Origin of the sequence: uncultured Flavobacterium sp., from assembly GCF_963922255.1 — a bacterium.
GTDB lineage: Bacteria > Bacteroidota > Bacteroidia > Flavobacteriales > Flavobacteriaceae > Flavobacterium.
In genome coordinates, this window is record NZ_CAWUIC010000003.1 from 72,331 (window position 1) to 85,228 (window position 12,898).

14 protein-coding genes are annotated in these 12,898 nt (G+C 33.5%); 1 reads left to right on the forward strand and 13 read right to left on the reverse strand.

Annotated elements, in window-relative coordinates; all coding sequences use genetic code 11:
- Positions 1 to 86: 86 nt before the first annotated feature.
- The 11 genes from paaZ to AABJ49_RS04085 all read right to left on the reverse strand — a co-directional run bounded on the left by paaZ (position 87) and on the right by AABJ49_RS04085 (position 11,135).
- Positions 87 to 2,582, reverse strand: a complete 2,496-nt coding sequence (paaZ, locus tag AABJ49_RS04035) for a phenylacetic acid degradation bifunctional protein PaaZ (RefSeq protein WP_338376248.1) — start codon at positions 2,580 to 2,582, stop codon at positions 87 to 89.
- Positions 2,583 to 2,644: 62 nt separating this feature from the next.
- Positions 2,645 to 3,847: a 3-oxoadipyl-CoA thiolase gene (gene pcaF / locus AABJ49_RS04040; RefSeq protein WP_338376250.1), complete on the reverse strand. Its 1,203-nt coding sequence runs from the start codon at positions 3,845 to 3,847 to the stop codon at positions 2,645 to 2,647.
- Positions 3,848 to 3,939: 92 nt separating this feature from the next.
- Entirely contained in the window at positions 3,940 to 4,347 is a 408-nt protein-coding gene (locus AABJ49_RS04045) for a hotdog fold thioesterase (protein ID WP_338376251.1), read from the reverse strand.
- A 59-nt stretch (positions 4,348 to 4,406) separates the two neighbouring features.
- Positions 4,407 to 5,555, reverse strand: coding sequence for a 3-hydroxyacyl-CoA dehydrogenase NAD-binding domain-containing protein (locus AABJ49_RS04050; RefSeq protein ID WP_338376253.1), 1,149 nt, complete (start codon positions 5,553 to 5,555; stop codon positions 4,407 to 4,409).
- Between the two features lie 68 nt (positions 5,556 to 5,623).
- Positions 5,624 to 6,403 carry an enoyl-CoA hydratase-related protein gene (locus tag AABJ49_RS04055; RefSeq protein ID WP_338376254.1) on the reverse strand — a complete coding sequence of 260 codons (780 nt, stop codon included), beginning with the start codon at positions 6,401 to 6,403 and terminating at the stop codon, positions 5,624 to 5,626.
- Between the two features lie 43 nt (positions 6,404 to 6,446).
- Entirely contained in the window at positions 6,447 to 6,947 is a 501-nt protein-coding gene (gene paaD, locus AABJ49_RS04060) for a 1,2-phenylacetyl-CoA epoxidase subunit PaaD (protein WP_338376256.1), read from the reverse strand.
- Positions 6,948 to 7,031: 84 nt separating this feature from the next.
- Positions 7,032 to 7,784 carry a 1,2-phenylacetyl-CoA epoxidase subunit PaaC gene (paaC, locus tag AABJ49_RS04065; RefSeq protein WP_338376258.1) on the reverse strand — a complete coding sequence of 251 codons (753 nt, stop codon included), beginning with the start codon at positions 7,782 to 7,784 and terminating at the stop codon, positions 7,032 to 7,034.
- A 1-nt stretch (position 7,785) separates the two neighbouring features.
- Positions 7,786 to 8,067 carry a 1,2-phenylacetyl-CoA epoxidase subunit PaaB gene (gene paaB / locus AABJ49_RS04070; RefSeq protein WP_338376259.1) on the reverse strand — a complete coding sequence of 94 codons (282 nt, stop codon included), beginning with the start codon at positions 8,065 to 8,067 and terminating at the stop codon, positions 7,786 to 7,788.
- A gap of 82 nt (positions 8,068 to 8,149) precedes the next feature.
- Positions 8,150 to 9,106, reverse strand: a complete 957-nt coding sequence (gene paaA, locus AABJ49_RS04075) for a 1,2-phenylacetyl-CoA epoxidase subunit PaaA (protein WP_338376261.1) — start codon at positions 9,104 to 9,106, stop codon at positions 8,150 to 8,152.
- Between the two features lie 211 nt (positions 9,107 to 9,317).
- Complete coding sequence (paaE, locus tag AABJ49_RS04080) at positions 9,318 to 10,391, reverse strand: 1,2-phenylacetyl-CoA epoxidase subunit PaaE (RefSeq protein WP_338376262.1); 1,074 nt, start codon at positions 10,389 to 10,391, stop codon at positions 9,318 to 9,320.
- 132 nt (positions 10,392 to 10,523) lie between these two features.
- Positions 10,524 to 11,135: a TetR/AcrR family transcriptional regulator gene (locus AABJ49_RS04085; protein WP_338376264.1), complete on the reverse strand. Its 612-nt coding sequence runs from the start codon at positions 11,133 to 11,135 to the stop codon at positions 10,524 to 10,526.
- A gap of 66 nt (positions 11,136 to 11,201) precedes the next feature.
- On the opposite strand from AABJ49_RS04085, the gene AABJ49_RS04090 reads away from it, so the two are divergent.
- A complete protein-coding gene (locus AABJ49_RS04090; RefSeq protein WP_338376265.1) occupies positions 11,202 to 11,510 on the forward strand; it encodes a rhodanese-like domain-containing protein in 309 nt (102 codons plus the stop codon).
- 30 nt (positions 11,511 to 11,540) lie between these two features.
- On the opposite strand, the gene AABJ49_RS04095 is transcribed toward AABJ49_RS04090, so the two are convergent.
- Complete coding sequence (locus AABJ49_RS04095) at positions 11,541 to 12,200, reverse strand: DUF4230 domain-containing protein (RefSeq protein ID WP_338376266.1); 660 nt, start codon at positions 12,198 to 12,200, stop codon at positions 11,541 to 11,543.
- Positions 12,201 to 12,235: 35 nt separating this feature from the next.
- Positions 12,236 to 12,880 (reverse strand): response regulator transcription factor, encoded by a 645-nt coding sequence (locus AABJ49_RS04100; protein WP_338376267.1) that lies wholly within the window; start codon positions 12,878 to 12,880, stop codon positions 12,236 to 12,238.
- Between the last annotated feature and the right edge of the window lie 18 nt (positions 12,881 to 12,898).

The following is a 12,898-nucleotide window of genomic DNA, read 5'->3' on the forward strand; positions in this document are numbered from 1 at the left end:
AGCCCAGATTGGAACGGCATCCTTTTCTTTTTTTCTTTAAAAAAAGAAAAGATACAGTGGAAAGCTGGAAATAGCTCCTAATTATTTTATATCAAATCGAATTGTTCGAAGTGATGGTTTAAATGTTTTCTTTCTAATAGATATGATGCGTATTTGTTCATTTCTCCGAATACCATGTTTTTTACTTTTGCATCTGGATTTTCTTTGAAATAGGTTTTGTAAGCTTGTCTGGCTTCGAAAAACTTGGCTTTTGCTGTTTCAAAATCGGGATGAACTAATGCTTCTACTTCACCTTTTTTCATGGTTGGAAAAGAAGTTCCCATTGGGAATTTATCGTAATTGTATAATGAATTGTGTACTTTATCTAGAATTTTTTCGGGTGTTGAAACTTCAAAATCTTGAATTTCACCTGACATAATTCTATAACCATGTTCTAAATGTTCTAACAAATGTTGAGGCGTTAAAATTCCCCATTTTGGTTTTGTGTTTTCTGTCAATTTATTGAGGCATTCTTCGATTTTTTCATCGGTCATCTCTACAAATGTTTCTTGTTTTTTCTGCACCATTGTTAGGATAGTTGCGACTGCTACTAATTCGTCTTCAGCATCAAAAACTTCCACAAACCATTTTACAATTCCGCTTGGATGTTCAGCTGAAGCTACATCTCTATCTACTTTTTGCTTGCAAGTTAATCTCACATAAACTGTATCATTATGATAAATAGGACGTAAGAAACGGCATTCTTCTAATCCGTAATTTGCGGCAACTGGTCCTTTGTTTGGATAAACGAATAATCCTGCTGCAGCTGAAATAATGAAATAACCGTGAGCCGTTCTTTTTTCGAAAATACTTCCTTCAAGTGATGTGATATCAGTGTGTGCATAGAAATGATCCCAAGTTAAATTGGCAAAATTGATGATATCTGTATCTGTGAAAGTACGTTTGTGTGTTTTTAAAGACATTCCAGGTTGAATATCTTCCCAATGATATTTAAAAGGATGTTCTGGTGCTTCTTTATATTTGGCATTGGCTTGATAAATGCCTGTTATTTCTGTAATTGTAGTTGGTGAACCTTGAATGGCACAACGTTGCATATAATGTTTGATGCCTCGAACACCACCCATTTCTTCTCCGCCACCAGCACGACCTGGACCACCGTGAACCAACATTGGTAAAGGTGAACCGTGACCTGTACTTTGCTTGGCCATTTCGCGATTTCCGACTAAAATTCGGCCATGATGTGATGCTGCTCCGATTACATAATCTCTTGCAATGGCATCATCATAAGTAAAAATTGAAGAAACTAAGGAACCTTTACCCATTTGCGATAAAGTGATAGCATCTTCCAAGTTTTTATAAGGCATAATCGTAGAAACTGGTCCGAAGGCTTCAATTTCGTGACAAGCTGTATTTACAAACGGATTGTTCTCACGCATTAAAATTGGTTTCAAGAACGAACCTTTTTTAGCATCTGCTCCGATGGTTTGAACCTCATCAAAGTTTCCGTAAACCATTTGTGCTGTTTGAGCGATTTTGTTTACTTGAGTTTTTACACTTTCGACTTGGGTTTTGTTTACCAAAGCTCCCATTCGGACTTCTTTTAATCTAGGATCACCGATAGTGACTTTATCTAATTGTGATGCTAATGCTTTTTGAACATCATCTATTAATTCTTCTGGAACAATTATTCTTCGTATTGCCGTACATTTTTGTCCAACTTTAACCGTCATTTCGTTTTTGACTTCTCTTACGAATAAATCAAATTCTGGTGTTCCTGGAACAGCATCTTTTCCTAAAATAGAACAGTTTAATGAATCGGCTTCCATTGTGAAAGGTACCGATTCTTCAATTAATCTTGGATGGTTTTTTAGTAATTTTCCAGTGTGTGCTGAACCCGTAAACGTTACAACATCTTGAGAATTTACAGTATCTAAGATGGATTTTGTCATTCCGCTTAATAATTGTAAAGCTCCTTCTGGTAATATTTTTGAAGCGATTATTTCTCTCACTACAGCTTCTGTTAAAAAAGCCGTTTGTGGTGCTGGCAAGACTACAGCTGGCATTCCTGCCATCCAATTGACAGCACATTTTTCTAACATTCCCCAAACTGGGAAATTGAATGCGTTTATATGAACCGCAACTCCATGTTTTGGAACCAAAATATGATGTGCCATAAAACGACCTCCTTTTGATAAGTCTATTGGATCACCTTCTACATGAAACGGTTGGTTTGGGAATAATTTTCGTAAGGATGCATTGGCGAAAAGATTTCCGAATCCACCTCCAATGTCTATCCAACTATCTACTCGAGTTGCTCCAGTTCGGTAACTTAATTCGTAAAAGGCTTCTTTCTTTTTGGTAAGATACAAGGCTAATGATTTGATCATATTTCCTCTTTCTTGGAACGTCATTTTACGTAGTTTTTCACCACCTTTTGTTCTTCCGTATGCTAAAACGTTAGGAATATCTAATCCATCAGTTGTAGTAAAACCGATTATTTCTCCGGTTATGGCATCAAACATTGGAGTTCCTTCTCCTTGTCCTTCTACCCAATTTCCGTTTATGTAGTTTTGTAACTTCATATTATGTTTTTTTAACCGCAAAGCTCGCAAAGGTTTTTCGCAAGGTTCGCAAAGTTTTATTTTTATACTCTTTCAATAATTGCTGCGTAACCTTGCCCTACTCCGATACACATGGTGATTAATGCGTATCTTTTTCCTGTTAATTGTAATTCTAATGCTGCTGAATAAGCTATTCTAGCTCCTGTAACTCCTAATGGATGTCCGATTGCGATGGAACCACCGTTTGGATTTACTCTTGCGTCATCGTCTTTTAAGCCCAATTCACGTAAGCAAGCTATACTTTGTGAAGCAAAGGCTTCATTTAATTCGATGATGTCGATTTGGTCTAAAGTCAAATTGGCTTTTGCTAATGCTTTCTTAGAGGCTTCTACTGGTCCAATTCCCATTATTCTTGGTTCTACTCCAACTACTGCTGAACTTACAATTCTAGCAATTGGTTTTAAATTGTATTTTTCTACAGCTTCTGCAGATGCGATAATTGTTGCTGCTGCTCCATCATTTAGTCCTGATGAGTTTCCTGCTGTTACGCTTCCGTCTTTTTTGAATGCTGGACGTAGTTTTCCTAATACTTCTAATGAAGAATTTGGTTTGATAAATTCGTCTTTTGCAAAAACTATTGGATCACCTTTTCTTTGTGGAATTTCTACAGCTACAATTTCTTTTGCTAAACGACCTGAATTTTGTGCTGCAGTTGCTTTCATTTGACTATTCAAAGCAAATCTATCTTGATCTTCTCTTGAAATATTATATTTTTCTACTAAATTTTCAGCAGTTTCTCCCATTCCATCTGTTCCGAACATGCTGTGCATTTTTGGATTAACAAAACGCCATCCGAAACTTGAATCGTACATTTTCGAATCTGTTCCGTAAGCTGATGATGGTTTTGAAACTACTAGTGGTCCGCGAGTCATGTTTTCGATTCCACCAGCAATAAAAACGTGTCCGTCTCCAGCTTTTATTGCACGATTAGCATGAATAATGGCTGATAAACCTGAACTACATAATCGATTTACAGTTTCTCCTGGAACTGTATAAGGTAATCCTGCCAATAATAATGACATTCTCGCTACATTACGATTATCTTCTCCAGCTTGATTGGCACAACCCATGATAACATCGTCGTAAGCTTCTTTTGGTATGTTTGGATTGTTTTCAACTACAGTTTTGATTACCAATGCACCTAAATCGTCTGGACGAACTGGTGCTAAACTTCCTTGATAACTTCCTATTGGAGTTCTTACTCCGTCTATTATGTATGCTTCCATGTTGATTTATTTGATTGTTGATTCACGATTGCTGATTTTTGATTTTAAATACTTCTGAAATCAAAAATCGTTAATCTTAAATCGTTAATTTTTTATTCTTCCCATTCTTTCTGAGTACGATACACTACGCCTTTGAAAAGAGCCACTAATTCACCATTTCTTTTTACTTCTATGATATTGAATCCTAGTTTATTGTTTACTTTTTCTATTACAGATTCGGCTACCAAATAATCTCCTTCATTAACTGCTTCTATGTGATTTATGGATGTTTCAATGGATACTGCAAATTTTCCATGTGTGTTGGCTGCGAATCCGAAAGCTGTGTCTGCTAACGAATAAGTGATTCCACCATGTGCTTTTTGCATGCTGTTTAGCATTTCTGGACGAACTTTCATGGCTAGTTTGCAACGACCGATTTCACATTCTAAAATCTCGATACCTAACCATTGGCTGTAGGCATCTTGAGAAAGCATTTTGTATGGTATTTTTGTTCCTTCCATTTTTTTGTTTTTAACCGCAAAGAGCGCAAGGATTTACGCAATGTTCGCTAAGTTTATTTTTAGAAAAAAGTTTTATTCTCTTTGTTCATTCGACGTAAAATCGGACTACATCTGTATCTATCTTCGTGATATTCGTTGTATAATTCGTCTAGCTTTTCTACACACCAATTGATTCCTTTTTCGTCTGCCCAAGCTAATAATCCTTTTGGATAATTTACTCCTTTGGTCATTGCGGTGTCGATATCTTTTGCTGAAGCGATATTTAAAAATAAAGCATCTGCTGCTTCGTTTATTAACATTACTAAAACTCTATCAAATATTTGTTGTGGTTTTGCTTTATCTTCTTTTGGTTTTGGCAATTCTTTACTGTAATCATAAAAACCTCTTCCTGATTTTCTTCCTAGATAACCTGCTTCTACTAAGCGTTTTTGAGTTAAAGACGGTTTGTATCTTGGGTCGAAATAAAAAGCTGTGAAAACCGTTTCAGTTACTACATAATTTACATCGTGACCAATAAAATCCATTAATTCAAAGGCTCCCATTTTAAAACCACCGATTTCTTTTAAACTCCAATCTATAGTTGCCATGTCTGCAAAACCTTCTTCTAGAATTCGTAAGCTTTCGCTGTAAAATGGTCTTGCTACACGATTTACAATAAATCCAGGTGTATCTTTTGCAACAGCAACTACTTTTTTCCAATCAGATATAGTTTGTACAGTTTTATTTAAAACTTCTTCACTAGTTTGAATCGCTGGCACAACTTCCACTAATTGCATTAAGGGTGCTGGATTAAAAAAATGAATTCCAATGACGCGTTCTGGTTTTTGGCAAGAAGCAGCAATGGAAGTTATGGATAATGAAGATGTATTAGATGCTAAAATGGTGTTTTCCGAGACTACTATTTCTAATTCAGAAAACACTTTTCGCTTGACTTCAAGGTTTTCAACTATGGCTTCGATTACTAAATCAGAATCGGATAAATCGTTTAATGTATTTACGTATGAAATATTATTTTGAATTCGATTTTTCTCAGCTGCATCAATTTTTTGCTTTTCGATCAATCGATCTAAAACTTTTTCTAAACTGATTTTACTTTTGATTAAAGCTTCATTATTTAAGTCGAATAATTTTACCTGACAACCAGAAGTTGCAGCAACTTGTGCTATTCCACTTCCCATTGTTCCTGAACCAATTACTGATACTTTCATTCTTTATATATTTTTAACCTCAAAGAGCGGAAGGTTTTACGCAAAGTTCGCAAAGCTTTATTTTTTTATTAGTTTCCTTTAAATTCGGGTTTTCTTTTTTCTACGAAAGCCGTTACACCTTCTTTATAATCGTTTGACGAACTGGCTTCTATTTGCAAATCGCTTTCTAAAGCTAATTGTTGTTCTAGGTTATTAGTTAAAGATTGGTTTAATAATCTTTTGGTTAATCCTAATGCTTTTGTTGGCATATTTGCTAAAGTTGTGGCTAATTTATTGACTTCTTCTTCAAAAGTTTCTGCTGAAAATACTTTGTAAATCATTCCTAAATCTGAAGCTTCTTGTGCAGAAACTTTATCTCCTAACATCATTAAGGCTGTTGCTTTTTGTAAGCCAATTAATCTTGGTAAAAAGAAGGTTCCAGCGCTATCTGGAACTAATCCGATTTTACTGAAGGCTTGAATAAAACTTGCACTTTCAACGGCTAAAACAATATCACAAGCTAAAGCTATATTTGCACCAGCTCCAGCAGCCACACCATTTACAGCAGCAATTACTGGTTTTTCAATGGTTCTGATTTTTTGGATGATTGGATTGTAATGTTCTTCTAAAATTTTTCTGAAACCTGGATTTAAATCTGGATCAGTTACTTCTTTTAAATCTTGTCCAGCGCAAAATGCTTTTCCGTTTCCGGAAATTACAATTGCTCTTACATTTGAATCACTAGCACAATTATCTAGTTTTTCTTGCATAGACAATGCCATTTCGCGATTGAAACTATTGAATACATCTGGACGATTCAATGTTATAAATGCTATTTTATTTTCAATTTTTAAAAGAATTGAACTCATAATTTTATAATTAAAAGCTACAAGGTTTTGGAAACCTTGCAGATTATTTTAAACATTTAAAATAGTCGAAAGGTTCTAAACATTCTTCGCATTGAAAAAATGCTTTGCATGCTGTAGAGCCAAATTGACTGACTAATTTTGTATTTAATGAACCACATTGTGGACATTTCACTACTTTTTTATTTCCAAGAAGTGCTTCTTTATCGGCTGATTCTGATAATGGTGAAGCAATTCCGTATTCTTCAAGAGCTTTTCTTCCTTTTGGAGTTATCCAATCGGTTGTCCAAGCTGGTGATAATATTAATTCGACTTTGGCTTTATATCCTTTGTCTTTGAATGCTTTGATGATATCTTCTCCAATGACATCCATTGCTGGACAACCACTGTATGTTGGTGTGATTTGAACCTCAACAATATCATTGACTAGTTTTGCAGAACGCACAACTCCCATTTCCATAATCGATAAGACTGGAATTTCTGGGTCGGAAACTGTTTCGAGTATTTCGAATAGTTTTGGGTCGATATGTGTTAGTTCTTCTGTCATAAAGATTTATTTGATTGAAGAATAACGATTTTTGATTTTTTGAACTTCTGAAATCTTAAATCAATATTCGTTAATCGTTAATCACTACCAATTCATATTTGGATAAGCCAATTGCATGTATTGCATTTGTGCTAAAAGATAACCCATGTGTTCGCTATGGATTCCTTGTTTTCCTCCTTTTTGGAAATATTTTATATCCGGTATTTGTAATGTTGCTTCTGAAAGAATTTCATTTACTTTTTTGTAAAATAGTTCTTTTAATAAACTTACATCTACTCCAATTCCTTCTGAAATCATAGCTTTATCAGCGTCAGTTGTGTGGAACAATTCATCTGTGAATTCCCATAAATCGTTGACTGCTGTTTGAATTCTGTTGTTACTTTCTTCAGTTCCATCTCCTAAACGTTTCATCCAATCTGATGAAAAACGGGTGTGATACGAAACTTCTTTAATGCTTTTTTTAGCAATTGCAGCTAATGTTTCGTCTTTACTATTTTGTAATTCTGAAAGTAATAACAAATGATAAATATCAAAAAAGAATTGTCTTGTAATAGAATATGCAAAATCACGATTAGGTTGTTCTACTAAATGGACATTTTTGTATTCACGCTCTTTTCGTAAAAAAGCGATTGTGTCTTCTGTAACTTCTTCTCCTTGCAATTTGGCAGCATATTGAAAATAACTTCTCACTTGACCAAATAAATCTAAGGAGATATTTGTCATTGCAATATCAGTTTCTAAACTTGGACCGTGACCGCAAAGTTCACCTAAACGTTGTCCTAAAATCAGAGCGTTATCTGCAATTCCGTAAATATATTGAACTAAATTATCCTTCATCTTACATATGTTTTAGTTCGTCAGGCAATTCATAAAAAGTTGGATGACGATATACTTTATCATTTGCAGGTTCAAAAAGTTCTGCATTATCATCTGGATTTGATGCTGTGATTTGTGCAGAAGGTACTACCCAAATACTCACACCTTCATTTCTTCTTGTGTAAACATCTCTCGCATTTTCAAGTGCCATCGTTGCATCACTTGCGTGAAGTGAACCACAATGACGGTGTTCTAATCCATTTTTACTTCTTATAAATACTTCCCAAAGAGGCCAATTTTTCATAGTGTTTAGTGTTCAGTATTGAGTGTTCAGTTATTAGTATTATGCGTAACTGCCAACTAATAACTGAACACTCAATACTTTTTTATATTGCTTGTTTTACTACTTTATTTTCTTGTTTTTCTGCGTAAGCCATGGCTGCATCGCGAACCCATTTTCCGTTTTCCCAAGCGTTTACTCTTGCAGAAATACGTTCTTTATTACATGGACCGTGACCTTTGACTACTTGCCAGAATTCATCCCAGTTCATTTCTCCGAAATCATACGATTGTTTTTCTTCGTTCCATTTTAAATCAGGATCTGGGATTGTTAAACCAATCATGTGTGCTTGTGGAACGGTTTGATCGATGAATTGCTGACGAAGTTCGTCGTTACTTTTACGTTTTAATTTCCACTTCATCGATTGTTCTGTGTGAACCGATTCAGCATCTAAAGGACCAAGCATCATTAAAGCTGGCCACCACCAACGGTTTAAAGCGTCTTGAGCCATTTCTTTTTGTTCTGGAGTTCCTTCAGCTAAAGTCATCATGATTTGAAAACCTTGCCTTTGGTGGAAACTTTCTTCTTTACACACACGAACCATTGCTCTTGCGTAAGGTCCATATGAAGTAGAACATAAAGGCACTTGATTGATAATGGCTGCACCATCAACTAACCAACCGATTGCTCCCATATCTGCCCATGTTAAGGTTGGATAATTAAAAATACTTGAATATTTTGCTTTACCTGAATGCAATTGTTCGTATAATTCTTCGCGAGAAACTCCTAATGTTTCGCAAGCAGAATATAAGTATAAACCATGACCTGCTTCGTCTTGAATTTTTGCTAATAGAGCTACTTTTCGCTTTAAAGATGGAGCACGAGTTATCCAATTTCCTTCTGGTAACATTCCTACTATTTCAGAATGTGCGTGCTGGGAAATTTGACGAATGTGTGTCTGACGGTATTTTTCCGGCATCCAATCTTTTGGTTCGATTTTTTCGTCGCGTGCAATTTTTGCATCGAAAATTTCTTCTAGGTTTTTTACTTCTTTTTCTGACATAACTTTTTAGGTTAAAAGGTTATTAGTTTATAAGGTTAAAAGTTAATAACTATAACCGATTTATTTTTACCGCAGATTCGCAGATTATTTTCTAATTTTATTCAATACATTTCTCTAATAGCCCTGATTGCAGTGCAAATCCTTTTTTGAAAAAAAAGATTGTAACGGAAAGCAGGAAAATGGACCACTAAAATGCCCGAGCCATTTGCTTCTAAACTCCAAAATCTACTACTACTTTGTCTGTAGTTGGCACAGCTTGACAGCTTAACACCAATCCGCGTGCAACTTCGTGAGCGTCTAATGCGTAATTTATTTTCATTTCTACTTCTCCTTCTACTACCATACATTTGCATGTGCTACAAACTCCTCCTTTACATGCGAAAGGTAAATCGGCTCCAGCTGCTAATGCTCCATCAAGAATATTGTCGTAAGAATCTTCCATGATGAAGTGAAATTCTTTTCCTCCGTCTATAATGGTAACATCGGTTCCGCTGACTTTATGTTCTACTATTTTTTGTATTCTTTTTTTATCTTCTTCAGAAATTCCTGACGTGAATAGTTCGTAATGAATTTTTTCTTTGTCTAAACCCGCAGCATTTAATTCGTCACGCAATAAGAAAATCATATCTTCTGGTCCACAAATAAAACATTCGTCAATTGATGGAATATCTATGATTTTATCTGTAAGAACTTGTATTTTTTCTTTGGTGAATCTTCCATTGAATAATTCTGAAAAACGGTGTTCTTTGGTTAAGAAATGAAATATTTCAAAACGACCGAAGTATCTGTTTTTCAGCTGTTCTATTTCTTCTTTAAAGATAATTGATTTTACACTTCTATTCAAGTAAAACAGTTTAAAAGTACTATTTGGTTCTTGAGCTAGATGTGTTTTTATGATGGAAAGTATAGGTGTGATGCCACTTCCTGCTGCAAAAGCGATATAATTTTTGGATTTTTCTGGACTAACTTCCACATTAAACTTTCCACTTGGAGCCATTATTTCTAAGAAATCTCCTTTTTTCAATGTGTCGTTTACAAAAGTTGAGAATAAGCCACCATTTATTTTTTTAACAGCAACTTGCCATTTATTTTCAACTGGACTTGAGCATAATGAATAAGAACGACGAATATCTTCTCCGTCAATTATTGCTTTTAAAGTTAAGTGTTGTCCTTGTTTGTATTGAAAATCGGCAACTAATTCTTCTGGAATTTGGAAAGTAATTACAGAACAATCTCTTGTTGCTTTGTAAATATCTTGAACTTGTATGTTATGAAATTTAGCCATTTAATCGTGTAATTATCAAAACTAACAATTGTTAGTTTACTATGCAAATTTAATGAAAAAATATTAATTTTACGAAAACGTTGTAAATTTTTAACTTTTGTTGTAGCAGATACTAAAAAAATAACAAAAAATTTAGTTTACAATTCCTTTTAAAAGTACTTCTGCCATATCCTTTTTTAAAGAAGATTCAGTCAATCTGTTTTTCTTTCCATACCAAATATACAATGTTCTTAAAGTGGAAAGAATGGAAAAAATAATAACTTCAGGGTTTAAGTTTTTTATCTCATTGGATTGAATGCCTGTGTTTATCAAATGTCTAAAAGTTTCCTCATAGTCCTCTCGCATTTTTATAAAATAGGTTAATTCTTTATCAGTTAAATGCATCCAATCGTTATTTAAACAAGCAAGAGCGTCAGGATTTCTGATTGTAATATCAATGTGAAGTTCGATTACTTTTTCAATTTTTTTTATTGTATTTAAATCTGAAAAAGCAATTTCGTTAATTCTATTGGTAAACTCTTCAGCAATTTCTAAAACAATCAACACTAAAATTTCTTGTTTGGATTTTATGTGATTGTATAAACTGGCTGCTTTTATATCTAATGCTTGAGCAATATCTCGCATCGTCACTGCACTGTACCCTTTTTCTTTAAATAGTTTAGCAGCACAATTTATAATTTCGGTTTTTCTATCCATTGGTTTCATCTTTTCAAAAATAGTAAAATGAATTGAGTGACGTAACATTTGTTACAAAAGTATAATTTACAAAACGTATTTTTGAACTTTAAAATTAGTCAAAAAACGCAAATCATGGGAATATTAGATGTATTAGGTTTTGGAAACAAAACAAATGAAATTCAGGAATATGTTGCTAAAGATGCAATAATTTTAGACGTTAGAACTTCTGAAGAATTTAAAGAAGGACATATTAAAGGTTCAAAAAATATTGCATTACAAGTTTTGAATGAAAAAATTGCTGAAATAAAAAAATGGAACAAGCCAATTATTGCATGTTGTCGTTCAGGAATGCGAAGTGGTCAAGCTACTTCAATCTTGAAACAAAACGGAATTGACTGTATTAATGGTGGTGGTTGGTCTAGTTTAGAAAACAAATTATAATAAAAAAGGCTTTAATTAACGAGGCCTTTTTTATAGTTTTAATTCTAAGTCATTTTCTTTTTTAATAACATTTCCGTTAAATTTTAATGTCCAACCCATTGAATTGGTTAACACTAACATTTTTGATAATTCCGATAACAATCGATTTTTAGCATTTGATTTTAACGTAGATTTTTCAATTTTTTTTGCTAAATTAGTTCTGGCTATTTTATTGATCTTGTTGTAATCTTCACCTGTAAATTCGTTAAAAGTGGAAGATTCAGTGTCATAATATTTGAAATCTGGACTGATTTTAATTTCTTCTTTTGGGATATTTGTAATCGTTAAAATTTTGTTTTCAGCATCAATATCATATTCCACTTTACTTAAATCGAAGCTAACGGTTACATCAGCATTTATAACTACTAGAGCTTTTTTATCAAAAGACAATCCAGGAATGTAAGTTTTCTTTTTGTCTTTATATGTTAAGACTTCAGCAAAATGACCTTCTGTAACTACTAATTTTCCAACGTTTTTTATTTGTTGTTGAATGAGATTGGTATCGTATTCAACCGTTGAAGATTCATTACTTTTTGTGAAATAATTGAATATCCAAAAAAGAAGAAAAGAAACAATCAACACTAAAATCCACTTTCTGATTTCAGATAATTTTCCAAAAAAACCAAGATTGTTTGAATTGTTAGATTTCATTTATACTAATTTGATACGAAGATATAAAAAAGAGTCTATATCAAATTATTTCTTTGTGCTTTTTGAACAGCTTCTAATTTAGAATGTACTTGTAATTTATTGTAAATATTTTCGATATGTTTTCTAACCGTTGAAGGAGACAAAAATAAATTTTCGGCAATGATAGTGTAGCTTAATCCTTGGGCTAATTGTTCTAAAACGTCTATTTCTCTTGCCGTTAATTCAATTTTTTCTTTTTCAACATCTGAACTAAAATCAACTGGATTTCTTAGTAATTTTAAAGTTTTTAAAGCAATTGAAGGATTCATTGCTGCTCCACCATTCATGGTTTCCACAATTCCGTTAAAAAGAGTGTGAGGATTTACATCTTTCAACAAATAACCATCTGCACCTGCTTTTATAGCATTGAAAATATTTTCGTCATTATCAAAAACCGTTAGCATGATAATTTTAATTTGAGGATATTTTTGTTTTACTAATTTAGTAGCTTCAATTCCGTTTAAATTTGGCATTTCTATATCCATTAAAAGCACATCTAAATTGTGGTTTTCTTCTAATTTATTAAGTAAATCTTGACCATCTGTTGCAGTGAATTTTATCTGAATTTCCTCAAAAAAAGATAGTTTTTCCTTGATGGAAGCAATTAAAAAACTATTATCGTCTATGATGGCAATTTTCATGTTTGAAAGATTATTGAG